Raw genomic sequence first — 20,484 nt, forward strand, 5'->3', positions numbered from 1 at the left:
CAGATAAATAAGTAAAAAATTGTAAAAAATACAATTATATGATAAAATAAAACCGCTGTCAAAAAGAAGAGAAATTCTAATTATGGAGTGATTTTATGGAATTTACAAAAAAAAGCAAATTAAAAAATATGTATGTAAACATGAATGTAGCTAGAATGTTGTCTAAGATAAATGAGTATAAGGGTAGACAACTGCTTTACAAAAAACAACCGAAAGAAATTTTAGAAAGTCTAGAAAAAAAATCTTTAGTAGATTGTTCAGAATCTACATATATTGGAAATCAAAAAGAAAGTAATACTTTTAATTTAGAAAAATTAATAAGTAATGAAGTCACACCTAAAAGTAGAGAAGAGTTAAGTATTGTTGAATACAGAGATGTAGTAAAAACTATTAATAGTGCTTATGAGAGTATCCCAATAAGCTCACAAACAATTCTTGAACTTCATGGATACTTATATAAATTTTCATCTACTAGAGGGGGAAGCTATAAATCAGAGAGTGGATTTTTTGAATACAATTTAAAAAATAGTGACTTCATGAATGGTGACGCAAGTGTTAATAAGGTTGAAAAAGCCGTAGAAGAAATATGTGAAGCTTATAATACATTGATAGATGAGGATGAAATTGATATATTAATATTAATTTCTGCATTTGTGTTAGATTTCATATTGATACATCCATTTAAAGAAGGTAATATAAAAATGGCAAGAGTACTTATATTATTGCTGTTAAATAAAAGTGGATATGAAGTTGGAAGATATATAAGTTTAGGAAAAATATTTGATGACAGTTCATATGAGTACTATAGTAACTTAAACTATTTGAAGTCCTCTATAGGGAATGAAAAATCAGATATGAATGCTTGGATTGAATATTTTTTAGAAACTATATTGACTGCATATAAGAAGTTAGATGACAGTTTAAATGTATCTGATAAGAAAAGACAGACAAAAACTAGCAGAATAGAAAAAATAATAAATTCTACTCTTGGATATTTTACAAAAGAAGATATAAAGGACCTATGTCCTGATATTCCAGAACCTACTATAAATAGAGTTTTTAATAATCTAAGAAAACAAGATAAGATAGAGGTTGTTGCAAGGGGAAGAAGCGCAAAATGGAAGAAGAAGTATTAAAAAATACTTTAATAATTTTAATGGTATAGTGTCAAAGCACTATACCATTTTTTATTGAAGTTAGAAATTCTAAGAGGAATTTACATAACTTCATAGAATACTTATTTTATCTAAAATATTATAAGTAATTGCTTGATTAGAATTTTAATATATTTAAAATTATATTGTATAATTAATTATATTTTATTCTTGTATTCTATAAATTTACTTTTTAAGATTATTTAAGAAATATATTTCTATTAACTTTATAATTTAACTACAGAATAGAATGGTTATTTTTGTGAAATAATAATATAAAAATAATCTTAGGAGTGAGCTTATGAAAAAAAAATTATTATATATAAATGTGAATTCAAAACCAGAAGATTTATCTTCAAGTAAAACTGTAGCAAGAAAGTTTATCAATAAATTTATGGAAAAAAATAAGGATTTTGAAGTTGAAGAAGTAGACCTTTATAAGGAGCATATACCAAGATTGGAATATCAATACTTTGAAAAGAGAAATAGTATAGTTAGTGAAGAAGCTGCTAAGCAATTAGATGATAAGGATAGAAAAGAACTTGCAAAAATTAGAAGTCTTTGTGACCAATTTGTGAGTGCAAGTGTATATGTAATAGCAGCTCCTATGTGGAGTTTATCTTTTCCAGCCCCACTTAAAGAATATATAGATTGTATAATTCAAGATGGAAAAACTATATCTTTTGAAGGTGATGATAAACCACAAGGAATACTAAATGATATTGATAGAAGTATGGTATATATACAATCTTCAGGTGGACATATACCATGGGTACTAAAGCCAGTTATGAATAAAGGATTAAATTATGTGGAAAGTATCATGAAATTTATAGGAATCAAAAAATTTGATGAATTATTAGTAGATGGAACTGGAACTAGTGAAGAAGAAAGACAAAGTGCAATAGAAAAAGCATCTGAAAAAATAGAAGGTATAATTGATTCTTTGAAGTTTTAGTTATAATATTTTATTTTATTGAAAATATAAAGGAAAAACCTCTCTTAATGTAGAAACTTATATTGAAGGAGGCGAAAATCATGCGAGAAGAAAAAAGTAATGAGAAGTATGATTGTTATTGGTGTAATCAAGAAAATAATTTCCATGTAGAGATAAAAGACAATGTAGTGATGATAGATGATGGCACTGGTATACTTAAACAAGCCGTTTTCATAGGGTATAAACAAATTCAAGTTAATTTGAATTGTTCACATTGTCAAAACTTAAACAGAATAAAATTAAATTTGTAAACTTTAGATATGGAGATTCTTGAAAGAGTTAAAAATAGAAAGTATTAATATTTAGACTGAAAATTATATTGTATACAATAATAATTAATTTAAGTTACATTGTATTTTAATATTTATTTTCAGTCTTACTTTATTAAAATTATTTTTTTGGAGTATCTTGGAAAAAAGTATCTACTATTTTTTCCGAAATACTTTTTAATTGGTCAGCCATTGAAGTTAAGCTTAGTAAGGCTATCAATAAATCATCCTTATTTTCTGGATTAATAGTGATATTTTCAAAATTAGACTCTATAAAGTTTGGCATATTATTTCTTTGCCTTTCTTTTATTGATATAAACTTTTCATAACATGCCACTAAGTCTTCTCCACTGAAATCCTCTTTTTCGTATACACCATTTAAGATTCTTTTAATCTCTTGTATTGTAAGTGTATTTTTCATAGAATAAATGATTATCATTTGTAAGATTTGTTCTTTGGTATATTTTTTTCCCTTAATAGGTTTGATTAATCCTTCTTTACTATAATTATTTATCATTGTTTTAGTGAGAATTTTTTCATCCTCAAATCTTTTATTGGCAGAAAGTTTATTGTCAATTAGAGAAATAATTTGATCCATATATAGGTCAATAGATGGAATATCATTTGAAGTTATATCTGTATTATTTAACGTTTCTAGTATTATGGTATTTAATTCATTGTTCATCATATGTTACCTCCATAATATCTATAATACACTAATTTAGAAAATAAAACAATATTAATGGTTGCAAAAGATATATAAAGTGGTATAATTAAATATATAATATAGTATTAAAAACTATATATAAAATGTAATTTTTAAAATACATAATTGTAGGAGGACGAAATGTATCAATTTTTTTTAAAGGGTAGAGACCCAATAAGTAGTTTAACTCATTTTATAGGGGCTTGTTTATCTCTTATAGCTACTATAATTTTAATTTTTCAATCTATATCTTTACAACAAACTTCTTTTTTGATGATAGTGTCTGTGTCTGTCTTTGGATTATCTTTAATTGCTCTTTATAGTGCAAGCTCATATTATCATTTTTTAAAAGGTACACCAGAACAAGAATTATTTTTCAGAAAAGTAGACCACGCAATGATTTATGTATTGATTGCTGGTTCATATACACCAATATGCTTGTATTTTATGCAAAAAGAAGAGGGAATAATATTTACTACAGCAATATGGATAGTTGCATTTATTGGCATAGTAATAAAAATATTTTGGATGGATGCACCTAGATGGTTGTCTACAAGTCTATATTTACTTATGGGGTGGGCAATTGTCTTTGATATAAATGCATTTAATTCAATTCCTAAGGATTGTCTTAACTTATTAATAATAGAAGGTGTATCTTACTCTATAGGTGCAGTTATTTACATTATTAAGAAGCCAAACATAAGTCCTGAATTTGGATTTCATGAGATATTTCATATTTTTATTATGTTAGGTTCTTTATTCCACTTTTTGGCTGTTTTATTGTATGTTTTATAGTTTAAAAATCCAGTTAATTGATACTAAAAATTCTACAATGAAGAAAATAAAAAGAACTGTCTTATATAGAATGTATCTTCTATTATAAGACAGTTCCTTATTATAAATATCAAATTATATTTATAATAACTTGTTTATAAAAATAGCATATTCAAAATGTCTATTCCATAATTCCTTTAATGTACTTCTCATTTACGACATATAGTTTGAATTTATGTACTATAATTATATCCTCTAAATTCTCTGACACACTAACAATTCTAACACATTTATTTCTAATTTCCACAGGCAAATCTAAATCATTTGTTAAATTTACATAGTCATCATATTTATACATAAAATCATCCCTTTACATTAAGATATACTTATTATACTATATTTTAATAAGTTTTTTTAAATTATTACAATTTTTCCCGAAATTTCATTTTTTATACACAAAATTTCCAAATTAAGTAAAGATTAAATATCTAACTGTACAAATAAAAAATCATATAAAATATTTTATTTAAATTTCTAAATAACTATTGCCAATTTTTGAAAAGTATATTATCATTAATAGTAATAAAAAAACTGTAAATTTAGAATATTAATAAAAAATATTTGGGAGGAAATTATCATGGTGAGATTAAATGTAGAAAAATTAAATATAAAATTAAATCATCACCATCATCATAGACTAAAGGGATTGTAATATGAAATTGATTCATAGACACAAGCCCTGTTTTTAGTGTAATTGGTCTTGTATCTATGATGGGAAGTAATTTTAAAAGAAAATTATAGCCATATAGGTATAAAGCCTATATGGCTTTTTTATTGTTTTAAATTTGCAAATGTAAGAGTAATTTTAATGAAAAGGGTGAGAGTATGAAATTTTTAAGGATTGAAGATGAAGTTATTTATTCTAAAAAAAGATACAAATTAAAAAGAGAAATAGACAGGCTTTTCTTAGATGAAGAATATTTTCAAATAGAACCACAATTATTTGAAGAATATGATGAATTTACAAATATAAATAGTAAAATTCCAAAAGAATCTATGGTAAAGGTTGTAAATGGAAGAGTAATGGTCCTAAGAGCTGATATAACTACAAGTATAATAAAAAGTCTCATACCAAGATGGGAAGAGGGTTTAAAACTTAAACTTTTCTATAATTCATCTATATATAAAAATAAGAATACAGTTGGAATAAAAGAGATAAGACAGATAGGTTGTGAGTACTTAGGAGAATCTTCTTTAGAAGCAGATAGAGAAGTGGTAAAATTGGCTCTTAAGATACTTGAAAAGTACAACAATAATTTTATTTTGGAGGTTGGTAGTAGTAAATATATTAATGGACTATTAGAGGAATTAAAATTGAACAAGAATTGTGAAAATCAAATTAAAAACTTATTGTATACCAAAAATAACCATGAATTAAAAGTATATATTGAAGATTTAAAAATTAAAAATGATGTAAAAGAATTATTATCAAATATCTTAAGTTTTCAAGGTAATCTATATAATGTTATTGAAAAGGCACAAAAATTCTATTGTAATGATAAGATGAAACAAGCACTTGAAGAGTTAAAACAAATAAACGATTTAATTGAGGAATGTAATTTTTTAGATAAAGCTAGATTTGACTTATCAATGATTACAATGCTTGACTATTATGAAGGAGTTATGTTTAGAGGATACTATCCAGACTCATATAAAGAAATTCTAAGCGGTGGAAGATATGATTCTCTAACTAAAGAGTATGGAAAAGAAATTCCAGCTATTGGATTTACATTAAGTGTTGATGAATTAATGAAGTATGTATATAAGTAAGATTGAAAAGGAGGTATTATTTTGGATTATTTAACTATAGCATTAGCAAAAGGAAGAATAGAAGGGGAATCATTTAAAAAATTTAAAAAAATGGGGTTGGGGGATAGTATAGATACTGATACAAGAAAGCTAATTTTTAAAGATGAAAAAAATAAAATCATATATATACATGTAAAACCATCAGATGTAGTTACGTATGTTGAAAAAGGAGTTGCTGACCTCGGTATAGCAGGTAAAGATACTATTTTAGAAAATGAAACAGATGTATATGAAATATATGATTTAGGTTTTGGAAAGTGTAAATTTGCAGTAGCAGGACTAAAGGGAGATAGTATATATAGAAAAGATGAATATCTAAAAGTGGCAACAAAGTACCCAAACATAGCAAAAAAATACTTTAAAGAAAAAGGTCAAAAAATTGAAATAATAAAACTAAATGGTTCTGTTGAACTAGCTCCAATAGTAGGCTTATCAGATGTAATTGTTGATATAGTTGAAACGGGTAATACACTTAAAGCAAATGGACTTGAAATATTAGAAGATATATGCGATATAAGTGCTAGGATTATATCAAATAGAGCTAGTTATAGATTTAAGTATGAACAAATTCAAAATATAATTCGTTTGTTTAAGGAAATTGATAACTAAAATATAATTAAAATTGACAAGGAGAGGTTTAAATTGAGAGAAAAAGAAAGTATAAGAGAGCTAAAGGGATACGAACCAAATTGTGTAAATTGTAAGGTAAAGCTTGATGCAAATGAAGGAAATAAAAAGTTGTTTAAGTATCTTGTTAAAGAGCTTGGAGATAGTGATATAGATTTAAATTTATATCCTGAAGACTCTTATAGCGATTTAAAAGAGTCTATAATAAACTACATAGATGTTTCTGGAGTAAGTAAGAAAAACCTTTTAGTAGGAAATGGGTCAAGTGAAATAATTGATTTGATAATACATACTTTTGTAGATAAAGATGAAACAATATTAAGTTTTTCTCCAAGTTTTAGCATGTACTCTATATACAGTCAGATAAATGGTTCAAAGTTTATAGGTGTTGAGAGTGATGAAAATTTAGTTATAAATATAGATGATGTAATTGAAAAAGTAAAAGAAAATAATCCAAAGATAATAATTGTTTGTAATCCTAATAATCCAACAGGGACAATACTTAAAAGAGAAGACATAATAAAACTTTTAAACTCAACTAACAGTTTAGTAGTTTTAGATGAAGCATATATGGATTTTGGGGAAGAAAGCATGTTAGAGAATGTTTTTGAGTATGAAAACTTAATCGTTCTTAGAACGCTATCAAAGGCATTTGGATTAGCTGGGATAAGAACTGGATATATGTTATCTAATTGTAGTTTAATAAACTCTGTTGAGAAGGTAAGACCTCCATATAACTTAAATTCATTATCAGATTTCATTGCTACAAGAGCATTGCAAAATAAAGAAGTAGTGAAGTTTTATATAAGGGAAGTAAAAAAAGAAAGAGCAAAATTATATAAAGAAATGATTGATATAGGTCTCAAAGTGTATGAATCACAAGCAAATTTTATATTGTTTTATTCTGAGATAGAAAATTTATCACAAAAGCTGATTGATAGAGGAGTACTAATAAGAAAGTTTAGTGGAAAACTAGAAAATTATTATAGAGTTACAATTGGTGATAAAGAAGAAAATATTATGTTTGTAAATGCTATAAAAGATATTTTTCAAAAGGAGAATTAGGTATGAGAATTTGGAAGATAGAAAGAAATACACTTGAAACACAGATTTTAGTAGAACTAAACATTGATGGTACTGGAAAAGTTGAGATAGATACTGGAATTGGATTTTTAGACCATATGCTTACTTTAATGGCATTTCATGGTAAGTTTGATTTAAAGGTTATTTGTAAAGGAGACATATATGTAGATGACCATCATAGTGTTGAGGATATAGGTATAGCTATAGGAGAGGCATTTAAAAATGCTTTAGGGGATAAAAAAGGAATAAGAAGATATTCTACTATCTACATACCTATGGATGAATCTTTATCCATGGTATCGATTGATATAAGCAACAGACCATATCTTGTATTCAATGCAAAGTTTGATACTCAAATGATTGGTAGTATGAGTACACAGTGTTTTAAAGAATTTTTTAGAGCTTTTGTAAACGAATCTAGAGTAACTTTACATATTAATCTTTTGTATGGAGAAAATGACCATCACAAAATAGAAAGTATTTTTAAAGCATTTGCAAGAGCATTGAAAGAAGGTAGTGAAGTAATTTCTAATGAAATAGCATCTTCAAAGGGGGTCTTATAAAATGAATATAATAGTAGATTATGGTCTAGGAAATATAGATTCTGTGTCCAGAGGTTTTAAAAAGGCTGGAATAGAAACTAAAATTTCTAACAATTTAAATGAAATAAAGGAGGCAAATTCACTAATACTTCCAGGTGTTGGAGCTTTTAGAGATTCTATAAATGCCTTAAATAAACTAGATTTGGTACCAATAATAAAAGAACATGTGTCAAAGGGGAAGTTTTTAATAGGCATATGTCTAGGCATGCAATTACTTTATGAAAAAAGTTACGAATATGGAGAATATGAAGGGTTAGGTCTTATAGAAGGTAGCATTGATAAGCTGGATATAAGTTTAAAAGTTCCACATATGGGATGGAACAATCTAAAATTTAATAAGAAAAATGATGATATCCTTAAATATATTAAAGAAGATGACTATGTATACTTTGTTCATTCATATTATGCAAATTCATCAAATGAAGAACTTGTTGCTTTTTCAGAGTATGAGAAGAAGATTCCAGCTATAGTTAGAAAAGATAATGTATATGGTATACAATTTCATCCGGAAAAAAGTGGAGAAGTAGGTTTAAACATATTAAAAGCATATGGGGAGATGATAAAATGATAATATTTCCAGCAATAGATATAAAGGACAACAAATGTGTACGATTAACTCAAGGTGATTTTGATAAAGTAAATGTATATTATGATAATCCATTAGAGGTAGCATATAAATGGAAAAATGAAGGTGCAGAATATATACATATAGTAGATTTAAATGGAGCTAGAAGTGAATTTGGTGTAAATACAAAAACAATTGAAAATATAGCAAACAATATAAAAATACCTATTCAAGTAGGTGGAGGGGTTAGAGACAAGGAAAAAGTTCAAAATTTAATAAAAGCAGGTGTTACTAGAGTTATACTTGGGAGTATAGCAATTGAAAATATGGAGTTAGTTGAAGAGTTGGTTAATGAATATCAAGAAAAAATTGTTGTTTCAATTGATGCTAAAGATGGAAAGGTAGCGGTTAGAGGCTGGGAAGTTGTAAGTAATGTAGATTCTCTTACTTTATGTAAACAACTTGAAAAAATAGGAGTAAAGACGATTGTTTATACAGACATATCAAAAGATGGCATGCTTCAAGGTCCAAACTTTGATATATATGAAAAAATATCAAAAGAGACATCTTTAAATGTTATTGCTTCTGGGGGAGTGACTTCTATTGAAGACATCAAAAAACTTAAAAATATGAACTTATATGGAGCAATAATAGGTAAAGCACTTTATGATAACAAGATAGACTTTAAGGAGGCTCAACAACTATGCTTACTAGAAGAATAATACCATGCCTAGATGTACGAAATGGAAGAGTTGTAAAGGGGAAAAAATTTACAGATATAGTGGATGTTGATAGTCCAGAAGTCCTTGGAAAATTTTATAGTGACTGTGGTGCAGATGAACTTGTATTTTATGATATAACTGCATCAAATGAAGACAGAAAGACATCTTTAGAATTTGTATCTAAAGTTGCAGAAAATATAAATATCCCATTTTGTGTGGGTGGAGGAGTAAATAAATTAGAAGACTTTACTAATATTTTAAGAAAAGGTGCTGATAAAGTTTCTATAAATTCATCAGCAGTAAAAAATCCTGAATTAATAAGAGAAGCCTCATTAAAGTTTGGTGCACAATGTGTAGTTTTATCAATAGATGCAAAAAAAAATGAAGAAGGTTCATGGAGTGTATATGTAAAAGGTGGTAGAGAGAAAACAGATTTAGATGTAATTGAATGGGCAGCTAAAGGTGTTGAACTTGGAGCTGGAGAGATTGTTGTAAATAGTATGGATGAAGACGGAATGAAAAATGGATATGATATAGAGTTACTTTCAAAAATAACATCTTTAGTAAATGTACCTGTTATAGCATCTGGAGGGGCTGGGAAAATGGAAGATTTCTATGAAGCAGTCAAAGAATCTAATGTAGATGGAATTTTAGCAGCATCTGTTTTTCATTTTGGAGAGATAAAAATAAAGGATTTGAAGAAGTATTTAAAAGAAATGGGTGTAGAAGTAAGATTATAAATTAAATATCTATAAGGAGAATGGGAAAATGAATGATAAATGTAATAATATGTGCAGTGAAGAACTTGAAGAATTTATAAAAAATGTAAAATTTGATGATAAAGGATTAGTTCCTGCTGTTGTTCAGGATGTAATAAGTAAAGATGTATTGATGTTAGCATATATGAATGAGGAGTCTATAAAGAAAACTTTAAGAGAAAAAATAGCTTGTTACTTTAGCAGAAGTAGACAAGAATTATGGATTAAAGGTGAGACATCTGGAAATATTCAAAAAGTAGTCAAAATTTCTTATGATTGTGATGTAGATACAATATTACTTTTAGTTGAACAAACAGGTGTAGCTTGCCATACAGGTAATTATTCTTGTTTCTATAGAGATTTATTTGATGATACTGATAAAATTGATTTTGAAGTACAAAAAAATACATTAAAAGAATTATATGATTTAATAAATGAAAGAAAAAATAATCCTATTGAGGGGTCTTATACTAACTATCTTTTTGATAAAGGTTTGGATAAAATTCTTAAAAAAGTTGGAGAGGAAAGCAGTGAAGTAATTATAGCTTCAAAAAATGAAGATAAAAGTGAACTTATTTATGAAATTAGTGATTTAGTATATCATACATTGGTTTTAATGATAGAAAAAGGTGTTGAAATTGATGAAATAAAAAAAGAATTAATTAAAAGAAGAAAATAGAATAAAGATAGATTGATAGAAAATAAGAAAGTATACCATTTTTTCGAAAAAATGGTATACTTTCTTATTTTTGTTTTTATCTTGTAGAGTAAAATCGAAGGTTTCTTGTTTAAGTTTATTATGTATACAATTTATCTACAAAACGATTATAATACATTATTTATTTTAGAAAAAACATCATTATCTAATTAATATTTAAGAAGAATGATTTTAAATTAATTTTCATATTGAATAATATGGGCTTAAAAAGGATATATTTTAAGATGGAATAGACTAAATTTTAATAAAAAGTAAACGTTTTCAAAACTAATATTTTATTTTTTACTAAAAAATAAAATATTAGTTTTGATTTATGGTTTAATTTGGGTTATAATAAATTGTTAAATTATTTATTACTATAAAACAAGCTATAAAATAAATAAAAATGATATTATTCCGTCAAAAACATTAATAATAAAATACAAATTATATGAATATAATAAAATGTTTTGAAAAACAGTGAAATTTTATTGCAAAAGATTTAAATTAATTTTGCCTTATGGATGTAAGCTATTCTAAGAGGCAAATGGATATTTAAATGTAAAACAATTTAACTGTTATGAAGAAAGTATCATCGTATTTGGATTTTTAATTTTTATAATTTTTTTTAAAAATTTTAATTTTAGTTAAAATTAAAATTTACAAAAGCTTAGCATATGTTATTTTATTTTAATAAATAATAAAAACTATTTTTCTATAATATTGGCATAGTAGATGCTTATATAACTATGAAATTAAAATTAAATAAGATGAAGTAGGAGGAAAAAAATGGGAAATAGTGAGCTAAAAAAGACTCTTGGTGTATCTGCAGCGTTATCAACTGTTGTAGGTTCAGTAATAGGAGCAGGTGTATTTTTTAAACCACAAGCAGTTTATACATTAACTGGAGGAGCTCCAGGACTTGGTATATTGGCATGGTTAATAGCAGGAATCATAACTATAACAGCTGGGCTTACAGCTGCAGAGGTATCAGTTGCAATACCAAAAACTGGTGGAATGATGGTATATATAAAAGAGATTTATGGAGATAAATTAGGATTTTTAACTGGATGGATGCAAATTGTATTATTTTATCCTGGGATGATGGCAGCATTAGGTGTCATATTTGGAGAGCAAGCATCAGCTTTAATTGGTAATTCATCATTATTACTTCCAATAGCAATTGGGATTATAGTGATAGTTGCAGGGTTGAATATGTTGGGTTCAAAAACTGGGGGAGCTATACAAACGATTTCTACGATATGTAAATTAATACCACTTATATTAATAATGATTGTTGGATTTATTAAAGGTGGTGGAGATAATCCAATACTTAGTCCTATGGTTGGTGAAGGACTAAGTCTAGGTAGTGTAATAGGTCAAGTTTTAATTGCTATATTATTTGCATTTGATGGATGGATGAATGTTGGTACTTTGGCTGGAGAAATGAAAAATCCAGGAAAAGACCTTCCAAAAGCTATAATAGGTGGATTATCAGTAGTTATGGCTGTTTACTTTGTAATAAACTTGGCATATCTTTGGGTATTACCAGCTAGTGAACTAGCTACTTACGCTTCACCAGCATCAGCAGTTGCTGAGGTTATATTTGGTTCAATAGGTGGAAAAATAATATCTGTAGGTATATTAATTTCAGTATTTGGAGCATTAAATGGATTCTTATTAACTGGTTCAAGAGTGGCCTATACTTTGGCAACAGATAAAACTTTGCCTAAATATAAGGTGTTTTCTAAATTAAATTCTGCTCAAGTTCCAGCAAATTCTATAGTATTAGTATCTGTTCTTGCAGCTATTTATGCTTTATCAGGTCAATTTAATTTATTAACTGATTTAGCAGTATTTGCTACTTGGATATTCTATGTATTGACATTTATAGGGGTAATGAAGCTTAGAAAAACTCATCCAGATATACCAAGAGAATACAAAGTACCACTATATCCAATTGTTCCAATAATAGCTATAGTGAGTGGTATATTTGTCGTAGTTAATCAATTATGCTTTGCAGGTATGAAAACTACTATGATATCTGTTGGAGGTCTTATAATAACAGCTATAGGATTACCAGTGTATGCTTATATGACTAAGAGAACAAAAAATGAGTCTAACTAGTTTATAAATACTTTATGATTATATGAAAAATAAAATTCCAATCTATCTATAGATATATTGGGATTTTATTTTTTTATTTTTAGTTTATAAAATTACACTTCTAAAAAGTCACCTGTCTTAAAATATTCTATTTTGTCTCCAAGTAATTCTTTCATGTAATCAAATGCAACTAGTCCTGTACAATGGAATGTATATATTTTCTGAAAACCAATTGTGTTAAGTTCCTTTATGACATCATCTATGTATTCTGTAGAACAGTTAAGTCCACCTTGTTTTGATAAATTATCCATATGAAATCCTCCAATAATAAACTTAATTGATTTATCTGGAAAGTATTTTTTAACCGTATGAGCGATATTTACAATTCCACTATGACTACAACTACTTATTATTGATACATAGTCTCCATCCACATATACTAAGAATAATTCATGCTTAAAATCATCTTCAATGAACATATTGTTTTTAAATTTTAACAGATTTTTGTCTCTACAAAAGAAATCTTTATTATTGTTTTTATCAGAGCAGATATAAAGATTTTCACTAAGTTTGTAAAAATCATCTATCCAAATGAAGTTTTTATTAAAATCTTCAAACAAGCCTTTTCTATTTCCTATATAGTAGTTTTCTTGCTGATTTTCGTTATGGTAGAAATATTCATATAATTTAGCTTGCGATTTTATATAAACATTAATATCTTTATTAATTTCAAAAAATTTATCTATACCACCAATATGGTCTGAATGATTATGAGATATTACAAGTGCATCTAAATTTAATAAATCAATATTTAAATTTTTAGCATTTTCTATAAAATCTCCACTTTTTCCTGTATCTAATATATATCTTTTATCATTAATTTCTAAGAACAAAGATAAACCATGTTCAGATTTTAAGTTTTTGGAGCCAGAAATATTTTCAATTAAAGAAATTACCTTCATAAACAATACCTCCCAATAATATTTTTAGAATTTTTATACAACTAATAATTACATTGTAACAAATTATTATGTTGTAATGTAAAAATTTGCCTATAAAGTATAACACTTTGTAGACAAGTTTATAAATTTTTATTTAATAACAAAAACAGTTGTATATGAATATATAACATATGAAGTCAAAACAAGAAACAATAGTGTTTTCGTAATATATTTCTTATTTAAAATTTCTATTTTATAGAAAAAAAATTATAAATTTTAAAAATTAGAAACGACATTTTAACTAGTATTAATTGTAAAAAACACTATATAATACTCAATTTTCAACATTCTATACAATTATACAGAAATTATACAGCATAATAATCATCAAAATAACAAATTTTAAAAATTAGGTAAAACTTTTTGTCGAAGTTCAACGTCTATATATATGTAGTGAAGATTATGATTCTAAAATACTACAAAAATATAAATGTAAAAATATAGTAATATTGGAGGTCGAACGATGAGAAATAAAAAGAAAAAAATAAATAGAAAGAAATTATATTTGCTTTTAAGTGCCATAGTAGTTTGTTTAGCATTTATAATAATTGGTATACGAGTTAGTTATATGAATATAAAAGAAGATGAAATTAGTAGAAATGCTAAACTATCAAGTTCTACTATTACAGATATAATATCTAATACATCAGCAGAAGTTAGTAAAGGGCCTAGTAAAAGTTCTGGAAAAGTAGCATACATAACTATAGATGATGGTCCATCTAAATTTACTGACCAAATGATAAAAACTTTAAATAAATATAATGTTAAAGCAACTTTTTTTATGATAGATGGAAATATGAAGGAATATCCACAGCAAGTTAAAAATATAATTAAAAATGGGAACACAGCAGGTTTTCATAGTGTATCTCATGATATTCATAAACTTTATGTTACTAGTACATCAGCAAAAGATGAATTTGATACGAATGATCAGACTCTTTATAGTATAACTGGTAAACATTCAAAAGTAATAAGAATTCCTTATGGAAGTAAACCATATACTCCACAAGCTTCATATCAAGCCTTAGTTGATGCAGGGTATAAAATTTGGGATTGGGATTTAGATACTGAAGACTGGAAATCTAATTCTGCACAAATTGTACAAAATGTAAAAACTCATATTAAGAATAGAAAAGGTGAAGATAAGGATCAACTTGTAGTTTTAATGCATGAGAAAAAACAAAGTGCAGAAGCTTTAGATTCAATTTTAAAATTTTTATCAGATGAAGGCTATGAATTTGCAGCAGTAGAGCAAAATCAAATACCAAAAAATTATTGGTTACGCAATTTAGAATAGTAAAAATAAAAAAATGTTGATTAAGAGTTTTAAAAATTGAAAATAAAAAATGAGTGAGGTGTAAGTGTTTTGAATAAAAAACTTTGTATAGGAATGGTCGGAATACTATCTTTAATGATGGTTGGTTGTAATAAAAGTTTAGCTAAAGTGAATGATGTAGAAATCACAAAGGCGCAATATGAAAAAACAAAGGCAGTCTTATCTGCTACTAATAGTTATATAAATGGTCAATCTTTGGATGAAATGGAAAAAAGTTTGGATAAAAAAGGTAGAAATAAACTAGAAAATGTTATAATATCGTTTATGGTGGATAATGAACTTTTATATCAAGAGGCTAAGGATAAAGGATTAACTCCAAGTAAAAGTGATATAGACTCAAAATATCAAGAACTAGAAAATGAAATTAATTTGAATACAAGCTATAAAGAAAAAATGGACAAAGCAGGTGTAGATAAGGAATATTTAAAACAAATAATATCTAGAGATTTAGCCATAGACAAAAGTAAAAAAGCCTTTGAAAATAAAATAAATATAAGTGATGCCGAGATGGAATCTTATTATGTAAATCATAAAAAAGATTTTAATGTAGAAGAAGTAAGTGCTTCTCAAATATTGATATCAACTTTAGATAAAAATAAAAAAGAAGTAAGTAAGGATAAAAAAGAAGCTTTAAAAAAAGAGGTCGAGAGTATATTGACTAAAATCAAAAATGGAGAAAGTTTTGAAGCATTAGCTAAAAAATATTCCGATGACAAAGCGACTGGAAAAAATGGAGGGCAGCTAGGATATTTTTCAAAAAATGATAAAAATGCTGAATTTACAAAAGAAGTATTCAAATTAAAGAAAAATGAGGTTTCAGGTGTTTTTGAAACTAGTTATGGATATCATATAGTCAAAGTTACTGATAAAAGAGAAAGACAAAAAAGTCTTAATGAGTGTCAGAGTTTAGTAAGAGAATCTATTTTAAACGAAAAATATATTGAGCACATAAAAAAATTGAACGAAAGTGCAAAAGTAGAGAGATAGAATCTATAAAAACTCAATCCTAGCCTGTAGCCGGAGGGAGATTTTACAGGAATGTTTAAGAGTTTAAAGAGAAGGAAAGTTGAGAGATACATTATCGATAATAAAGACTCTTTTTATAGAATTGCATATAGCTATACAAAAAATGAGGAAGACGCCTTAGATGTGGTTCAAGAAGCCATGTATAAGGCTTTATATTCAGTAGAAAACCTTAAAGAAGTAAATTATATAAAAACATGGTTTTATAAAATTCTAGTTAGAACGAGTATAGATTTTATTAGAAAAAACCGTAAATATAACAACATGACAGATATCACTCTTATAGATGAGACAGGAGAATATGACAAGTATACTGATTTAGACCTAAAAAAAGCGTTAGAAGAATTACCTATTGAATATAAATCTATTATAATATTGAGATTTTTTGAAGATTTAAAGATTGAAGAAGTAGCAATAATATTGGATGAAAATGTGAATACTGTTAAAACTAGGTTATATACTGCTTTAAAAAAATTAAAATTAAAAATTGAAGAGTAGGGATAAAAAGAATGACAAACAAAGAAAGGTTAGATAAGTTAAGAGATGAGTATCATAAAATTCCAATACCAAAGAAACTAGATACTATAATAAATCATAAGAAAATAAAAGATATATATTGCGAACAAAATAAAAAGATAAATAGCTGGAGATTTAAAGTTATTATGGCTTCAGCCTGTATGTTTATAGTATTAGTAAATATAAGTCCTGTATTTGCAGATAACTTTTCTAAATTACCTATAATCGGAGGATTAGTAGAAGTAGTAACTATAAAAAATTATAGTTTAAAGAACGAAAACTATGAAGCTAAAATTGATATTCCTAAAATACAAGGTTTAAAAGATAAAAATTTAGAGAAGAGATTAAATAATAGTTTTATGGAAGATGGAAAGAGGCTTTATGATGAATTTCAAAATAGAATGGAAAAAATAGAATTATCAAAAAATAAGGGGCATAAATACTTAAGTTTAAGTTACAGTGTTAAAAATAATTCTAAAGATTTTCTATCAATAGAAATGACAAAAAATGAAATAGAAGCATCATCATATGTGAGTAAAATACATTATAATGTTGATAAAAAAAGACAAATAGTTTTAACTTTACCTATGCTTTTTAAGGATGATAAATATATAAAAGTTATTAGTGATAATATAAAAGAACAAATGCGAAATCAAATGAAAAATGACAGTACAAAATCATATTTTATAGACCAAGGAAAAGATTCTCCTGTTAAAGATTTTAAAATAATAAATAAATATCAAGATTTCTATCTTAATAAGAATGAAGACCTTGTAATTTGTTTTGACCAGTTTGAAGTAGCACCTGGTTATATGGGTTCAGTAGAATTTGTAATCCCATATAAAGTAATAAAAGATTTGTAAATAGAATAGTAATTTATATATAAATATATTAAGGAGGTTAATATGAATACATATAAAAAACTTAAAGAATCTATATTTAAAATTGCTGTGATTTCAGTGTGCCTACTTGTAGCATTAGTAAATGTAAATCCTATATTTGCAGGAAGTTCTTCTAATAAACTTGTAAAAAATAATCAGATAAAAGTAATAAATGCTAAAAATTATAGTCTAAAACAGGATAATTATGAAGTTAATATTAGAGTTCCTAAGATAGAAGGTTTAAAAGATAAAGATTTAGAGAATAAATTAAACAATGAATTTATGGAAAATGGGAAAAAGCTTTATAGTGAATTTCAGAATAAAATGAAAAAAGAAAATAATAAAGGTCATAGATACTTAAATGTAAGTTATAGTGTAAAAAATAATTCTAAGGACTTTTTATCTATAGAAGTTAAAAAAGAAGAGATAGAAGCTTCTTCATATGTAAGTAAAACGCATTATACTATTGATAAAAATAGAGAAATACTACTAAATTTACCAATATTTTTTAAAGATAGTAGATATATAGATGCTATAAGTGATAATATAAAAGAACAGATGAAAAATCAAATTAAGAAAGACAATACAAAATCATATTTTATAGACCAAGAAAAAGATTCCCCAGTAAAAAATTTTGAGTCTATAAATAAGTATCAAGATTTCTATTTTAATAAAGATGTAAACCTTGTAATTAGTTTTGATGAATATGAAGTGGCTCCTGGTTATATGGGGCCAGTTGAGTTTGTAATACCAGACAAAGTAATAAAAAATTTAAAGTAGACATATAGAAGATTTTTAAATAGACAGGTAAGGAGAAATATATGAATATATATGAACAAGCGATAAAGTTAATAGAAAATAACGAGGACTTTGCATTTGCTACAATAACTTCTCACTCAGGTTCAACACCACGTGAAACTGGAGCAATGATGATTGTAAAAAGTGATGGTTCTATATTTGGTTCTGTAGGTGGAGGAAGTGTAGAAGCAACATGCATAAAACATTCAATTAATGTTATAAAAAATAGAGAGTCAATGTTGTATAAATTTACTCTAAATAAAACTGATATAGCAAAGCTTGGAATGATATGTGGTGGTACTGGAGAAATACAGATAGATTTTATTGATAGTAAATTGAAGAGTAATTTAGAAAGATTTAATAAAAACTTAAAAGAAAATATAAGTAAAGCATATATATTTGGGGCAGGTCATATTTCAAAAGATGTAGCAGTAATATTATCACTTTTAGAATTTAGGACAGTAGTAATAGACGATAGAGAGGAATTTGCTAATTCTGAAAGATTTCCAGATTCAGAGGTAGTAGTTTTAGATTCTTTTGAAAATATACCAGATTTTCCAATTGATGAAAATAGCTATATAATTATTTTAACAAGAGGTCACTTGTATGATTCAAGTTCACTGGAATGGGCTCTTAAAACGAATCCTTGTTATATAGGTATGATTGGAAGTAGAACAAAAATTGGATTGACGTATGAAAAACTTATGAAAAATGGGTTCAGTAAGGAAGAACTAAATAAAGTACATGCGCCAATAGGAATAAAATTAGATGCTCAGACACCAGCAGAAATAGCTGTATGTATAGCAGCTGAACTTATAAATTGCAGGGCAAATAAGGAAAAAAGAAATTAATGAACATGATAAGTAAAGATTATGAGATTCTAAATGTTAGTTTTAAAAATAAAGAAATAGAAGCAGCTTTATTTTATAAGAACAGAAAAAATATTTGTATAAAAATAGACTCATTTGGTAAAGTAATTGTAATAAGTCCTCCTAAAGTTTCTAAAAAAACAATAAGAGACATAATACTTAAAAAAGGAGATTGGATACTTAAAAAATCTTCTGAATATAAAGATAGAGAAGAAGTATATAGAGAAAGAACATTCATGACAGGGGATAAATTTCTCTATCTTGGTGAAGAGTATTGTTTAATTATAAATGAAACTTTGGAGACTTGTGTTAAAAAAAGTAATTGTAAAATAAATATTGATGAATCTAAAATAATTGTTCAAACCAATGATACAAGTAAAGACTTTATTAAAAAATCTTTGAAGTACTGGTACAAAAAAGAAAGTCAAAGAATCGTCTCAGAAAGAATAGATTATCTTAAATCGAATTGTGATATAATGAAGCAACTAACACCAGTTAATGTAAAAGTAAAAGAACAAAAAAGTAGGTGGGGGAGTTGTACATCTCAAAAAAATATTTATATAAATTCAAAAATATCTATGGCGAGGTTAGATGTCATTGATTATATAATAATACATGAATTTAGTCATTTATTACATATGAATCACTCAAAAAAATTTTATGATTTGGTAAAAAATATTATGCCAGATTATAAAGATAAAGAAAATTGGCTTAAAAAAAATGGGTATAAGATAACAATATGAAAACGATTATTTCAAAATATGGATTTAAAATATAGAAAAATGATTATTTTGAAGAAAATAAATAATCTGAAAATTTTAAAAAAGTCGTTGACATTATAAAAGATAGATAATATAATCTATATTAACAGCAAAACAAAGTTAAAAAATAAAATAAATAAAAGCAATGACAGAGACAACAATACTAATGGAGTTATCCACAGAGAACCAATGTTGCTGAGAATTGGTGTTAACAGTAGTATAATGATCACTCTGGAGCTTTTGTACTGAATATATTTTAGTAAGTACAAACGTCTGCCAACGTTATATGGCTAAGGTTAAGGTAATCAATTACCCGACCTGAAAAAAGAGAGGTAGATGTATTTTTTATATCTACAAATAAGGTGGTACCGCG

The 20,484-nt window shown here is 26.2% G+C and carries 23 protein-coding genes and 1 other annotated feature (1 of these 24 running past the window's edge); of the genes, 20 read left to right on the top strand and 3 right to left on the bottom strand.

Features of this window, described 5'->3' with window-relative positions:
- The first annotated feature begins 95 nt into the window (after positions 1 to 95).
- The 3 genes from KGF48_RS01465 to KGF48_RS01475 all read left to right on the top strand — a co-directional run bounded on the left by KGF48_RS01465 (position 96) and on the right by KGF48_RS01475 (position 2,399).
- A complete protein-coding gene (locus KGF48_RS01465) occupies positions 96 to 1,136 on the top strand; it encodes a Fic family protein (protein WP_227827398.1) in 1,041 nt (346 codons plus the stop codon).
- Between the two features lie 319 nt (positions 1,137 to 1,455).
- Positions 1,456 to 2,109: an FMN-dependent NADH-azoreductase gene (locus KGF48_RS01470; protein ID WP_227827399.1), complete on the top strand. Its 654-nt coding sequence runs from the start codon at positions 1,456 to 1,458 to the stop codon at positions 2,107 to 2,109.
- An 80-nt stretch (positions 2,110 to 2,189) separates the two neighbouring features.
- Complete coding sequence (locus tag KGF48_RS01475; protein ID WP_227432931.1) at positions 2,190 to 2,399, top strand: hypothetical protein; 210 nt, start codon at positions 2,190 to 2,192, stop codon at positions 2,397 to 2,399.
- Positions 2,400 to 2,538: 139 nt separating this feature from the next.
- Here KGF48_RS01475 and KGF48_RS01480 read toward each other — a convergent pair whose 3' ends face one another.
- Positions 2,539 to 3,105, bottom strand: coding sequence for a DUF1836 domain-containing protein (locus tag KGF48_RS01480; RefSeq protein ID WP_413894777.1), 567 nt, complete (start codon positions 3,103 to 3,105; stop codon positions 2,539 to 2,541).
- A gap of 159 nt (positions 3,106 to 3,264) precedes the next feature.
- Here KGF48_RS01480 and trhA point away from each other — a divergent pair, with 159 nt between their 5' ends.
- Positions 3,265 to 3,918 carry a PAQR family membrane homeostasis protein TrhA gene (trhA, locus tag KGF48_RS01485; protein WP_227432934.1) on the top strand — a complete coding sequence of 218 codons (654 nt, stop codon included), beginning with the start codon at positions 3,265 to 3,267 and terminating at the stop codon, positions 3,916 to 3,918.
- 160 nt (positions 3,919 to 4,078) lie between these two features.
- On the opposite strand, the gene KGF48_RS01490 is transcribed toward trhA, so the two are convergent.
- Positions 4,079 to 4,255, bottom strand: coding sequence for a hypothetical protein (locus KGF48_RS01490; protein WP_003420092.1), 177 nt, complete (start codon positions 4,253 to 4,255; stop codon positions 4,079 to 4,081).
- A gap of 527 nt (positions 4,256 to 4,782) precedes the next feature.
- Between KGF48_RS01490 and KGF48_RS01495 the strand changes: the two genes are divergently transcribed.
- The 9 genes from KGF48_RS01495 (at position 4,783) to KGF48_RS01535 (ending at position 12,947) form a co-directional block, all read left to right on the top strand.
- Positions 4,783 to 5,727 (top strand): ATP phosphoribosyltransferase regulatory subunit, encoded by a 945-nt coding sequence (locus KGF48_RS01495; RefSeq protein ID WP_227841366.1) that lies wholly within the window; start codon positions 4,783 to 4,785, stop codon positions 5,725 to 5,727.
- 21 nt (positions 5,728 to 5,748) lie between these two features.
- Positions 5,749 to 6,375: an ATP phosphoribosyltransferase gene (gene hisG / locus KGF48_RS01500; protein WP_227432938.1), complete on the top strand. Its 627-nt coding sequence runs from the start codon at positions 5,749 to 5,751 to the stop codon at positions 6,373 to 6,375.
- 33 nt (positions 6,376 to 6,408) lie between these two features.
- Positions 6,409 to 7,458 (top strand): histidinol-phosphate transaminase, encoded by a 1,050-nt coding sequence (gene hisC / locus KGF48_RS01505; protein ID WP_227841365.1) that lies wholly within the window; start codon positions 6,409 to 6,411, stop codon positions 7,456 to 7,458.
- 2 nt (positions 7,459 to 7,460) lie between these two features.
- Positions 7,461 to 8,039 (top strand): imidazoleglycerol-phosphate dehydratase HisB, encoded by a 579-nt coding sequence (hisB, locus tag KGF48_RS01510; protein WP_227827403.1) that lies wholly within the window; start codon positions 7,461 to 7,463, stop codon positions 8,037 to 8,039.
- 1 nt (position 8,040) lies between these two features.
- A complete protein-coding gene (gene hisH / locus KGF48_RS01515) occupies positions 8,041 to 8,646 on the top strand; it encodes an imidazole glycerol phosphate synthase subunit HisH (protein ID WP_227827404.1) in 606 nt (201 codons plus the stop codon).
- Complete coding sequence (gene hisA / locus KGF48_RS01520) at positions 8,643 to 9,365, top strand: 1-(5-phosphoribosyl)-5-[(5-phosphoribosylamino)methylideneamino]imidazole-4-carboxamide isomerase (RefSeq protein WP_227867677.1); 723 nt, start codon at positions 8,643 to 8,645, stop codon at positions 9,363 to 9,365. Before hisH ends, hisA begins: the two co-directional genes overlap by 4 nt.
- Positions 9,347 to 10,105 (top strand): imidazole glycerol phosphate synthase subunit HisF, encoded by a 759-nt coding sequence (gene hisF, locus KGF48_RS01525; RefSeq protein WP_227841363.1) that lies wholly within the window; start codon positions 9,347 to 9,349, stop codon positions 10,103 to 10,105. Before hisA ends, hisF begins: the two co-directional genes overlap by 19 nt.
- A gap of 28 nt (positions 10,106 to 10,133) precedes the next feature.
- The gene (gene hisIE / locus KGF48_RS01530) at positions 10,134 to 10,802 is read left to right on the top strand and encodes a bifunctional phosphoribosyl-AMP cyclohydrolase/phosphoribosyl-ATP diphosphatase HisIE (protein WP_227867678.1); all 669 of its coding nucleotides are present in this window, start codon (positions 10,134 to 10,136) and stop codon (positions 10,800 to 10,802) included.
- 807 nt (positions 10,803 to 11,609) lie between these two features.
- Complete coding sequence (locus tag KGF48_RS01535) at positions 11,610 to 12,947, top strand: amino acid permease (protein ID WP_227841480.1); 1,338 nt, start codon at positions 11,610 to 11,612, stop codon at positions 12,945 to 12,947.
- Positions 12,948 to 13,039: 92 nt separating this feature from the next.
- Here KGF48_RS01535 and KGF48_RS01540 read toward each other — a convergent pair whose 3' ends face one another.
- Positions 13,040 to 13,888, bottom strand: coding sequence for an MBL fold metallo-hydrolase (locus KGF48_RS01540; RefSeq protein WP_227841479.1), 849 nt, complete (start codon positions 13,886 to 13,888; stop codon positions 13,040 to 13,042).
- A gap of 502 nt (positions 13,889 to 14,390) precedes the next feature.
- On the opposite strand from KGF48_RS01540, the gene KGF48_RS01545 reads away from it, so the two are divergent.
- From KGF48_RS01545 to KGF48_RS01575, 7 genes are all read left to right on the top strand, one after another.
- Positions 14,391 to 15,224, top strand: a complete 834-nt coding sequence (locus KGF48_RS01545; RefSeq protein WP_227827410.1) for a polysaccharide deacetylase family protein — start codon at positions 14,391 to 14,393, stop codon at positions 15,222 to 15,224.
- Between the two features lie 69 nt (positions 15,225 to 15,293).
- Positions 15,294 to 16,250: a peptidylprolyl isomerase gene (locus KGF48_RS01550; RefSeq protein ID WP_227867679.1), complete on the top strand. Its 957-nt coding sequence runs from the start codon at positions 15,294 to 15,296 to the stop codon at positions 16,248 to 16,250.
- A gap of 51 nt (positions 16,251 to 16,301) precedes the next feature.
- Positions 16,302 to 16,784 (top strand): RNA polymerase sigma factor, encoded by a 483-nt coding sequence (locus KGF48_RS01555; protein ID WP_227827412.1) that lies wholly within the window; start codon positions 16,302 to 16,304, stop codon positions 16,782 to 16,784.
- An 11-nt stretch (positions 16,785 to 16,795) separates the two neighbouring features.
- The gene (locus KGF48_RS01560) at positions 16,796 to 17,665 is read left to right on the top strand and encodes an anti-sigma-V factor rsiV (RefSeq protein ID WP_227840599.1); all 870 of its coding nucleotides are present in this window, start codon (positions 16,796 to 16,798) and stop codon (positions 17,663 to 17,665) included.
- A 42-nt stretch (positions 17,666 to 17,707) separates the two neighbouring features.
- Positions 17,708 to 18,463, top strand: coding sequence for a DUF3298 and DUF4163 domain-containing protein (locus KGF48_RS01565; protein WP_227867680.1), 756 nt, complete (start codon positions 17,708 to 17,710; stop codon positions 18,461 to 18,463).
- Positions 18,464 to 18,504: 41 nt separating this feature from the next.
- Complete coding sequence (locus tag KGF48_RS01570; RefSeq protein WP_227827415.1) at positions 18,505 to 19,332, top strand: XdhC family protein; 828 nt, start codon at positions 18,505 to 18,507, stop codon at positions 19,330 to 19,332.
- Positions 19,332 to 20,093, top strand: coding sequence for a SprT family zinc-dependent metalloprotease (locus KGF48_RS01575; protein ID WP_227867681.1), 762 nt, complete (start codon positions 19,332 to 19,334; stop codon positions 20,091 to 20,093). Before KGF48_RS01570 ends, KGF48_RS01575 begins: the two co-directional genes overlap by 1 nt.
- Before the next feature lie 154 nt (positions 20,094 to 20,247).
- Positions 20,248 to 20,484: a binding site (T-box leader), on the top strand; it runs 22 nt beyond the window's last position.

The sequence above is a fragment of the Clostridioides sp. ZZV15-6388 genome (assembly GCF_020657755.1).
Taxonomy (GTDB): domain Bacteria; phylum Bacillota; class Clostridia; order Peptostreptococcales; family Peptostreptococcaceae; genus Clostridioides.

Excerpts from the sequence above, each read along its gene's own strand:
- KGF48_RS01465 (WP_227827398.1), top strand. The coding sequence starts at position 96 with ATGGAATTTACAAAAAAAAGCAAATTAAAAAATATGTATGTAAACATG.
- KGF48_RS01470 (WP_227827399.1), top strand. The coding sequence starts at position 1,456 with ATGAAAAAAAAATTATTATATATAAATGTGAATTCAAAACCAGAAGAT.
- KGF48_RS01475 (WP_227432931.1), top strand. The coding sequence starts at position 2,190 with ATGCGAGAAGAAAAAAGTAATGAGAAGTATGATTGTTATTGGTGTAAT.
- KGF48_RS01480 (WP_413894777.1), bottom strand. The coding sequence starts at position 3,105 with ATGATGAACAATGAATTAAATACCATAATACTAGAAACGTTAAATAAT.
- trhA (WP_227432934.1), top strand. The coding sequence starts at position 3,265 with ATGTATCAATTTTTTTTAAAGGGTAGAGACCCAATAAGTAGTTTAACT.
- KGF48_RS01490 (WP_003420092.1), bottom strand. The coding sequence starts at position 4,255 with ATGTATAAATATGATGACTATGTAAATTTAACAAATGATTTAGATTTG.
- KGF48_RS01495 (WP_227841366.1), top strand. The coding sequence starts at position 4,783 with ATGAAATTTTTAAGGATTGAAGATGAAGTTATTTATTCTAAAAAAAGA.
- hisB (WP_227827403.1), top strand. The coding sequence starts at position 7,461 with ATGAGAATTTGGAAGATAGAAAGAAATACACTTGAAACACAGATTTTA.
- hisH (WP_227827404.1), top strand. The coding sequence starts at position 8,041 with ATGAATATAATAGTAGATTATGGTCTAGGAAATATAGATTCTGTGTCC.
- hisA (WP_227867677.1), top strand. The coding sequence starts at position 8,643 with ATGATAATATTTCCAGCAATAGATATAAAGGACAACAAATGTGTACGA.
- hisF (WP_227841363.1), top strand. The coding sequence starts at position 9,347 with ATGCTTACTAGAAGAATAATACCATGCCTAGATGTACGAAATGGAAGA.
- hisIE (WP_227867678.1), top strand. The coding sequence starts at position 10,134 with ATGAATGATAAATGTAATAATATGTGCAGTGAAGAACTTGAAGAATTT.
- KGF48_RS01535 (WP_227841480.1), top strand. The coding sequence starts at position 11,610 with ATGGGAAATAGTGAGCTAAAAAAGACTCTTGGTGTATCTGCAGCGTTA.
- KGF48_RS01540 (WP_227841479.1), bottom strand. The coding sequence starts at position 13,888 with ATGAAGGTAATTTCTTTAATTGAAAATATTTCTGGCTCCAAAAACTTA.
- KGF48_RS01545 (WP_227827410.1), top strand. The coding sequence starts at position 14,391 with ATGAGAAATAAAAAGAAAAAAATAAATAGAAAGAAATTATATTTGCTT.
- KGF48_RS01555 (WP_227827412.1), top strand. The coding sequence starts at position 16,302 with ATGTTTAAGAGTTTAAAGAGAAGGAAAGTTGAGAGATACATTATCGAT.
- KGF48_RS01560 (WP_227840599.1), top strand. The coding sequence starts at position 16,796 with ATGACAAACAAAGAAAGGTTAGATAAGTTAAGAGATGAGTATCATAAA.
- KGF48_RS01565 (WP_227867680.1), top strand. The coding sequence starts at position 17,708 with ATGAATACATATAAAAAACTTAAAGAATCTATATTTAAAATTGCTGTG.
- KGF48_RS01570 (WP_227827415.1), top strand. The coding sequence starts at position 18,505 with ATGAATATATATGAACAAGCGATAAAGTTAATAGAAAATAACGAGGAC.
- KGF48_RS01575 (WP_227867681.1), top strand. The coding sequence starts at position 19,332 with ATGAACATGATAAGTAAAGATTATGAGATTCTAAATGTTAGTTTTAAA.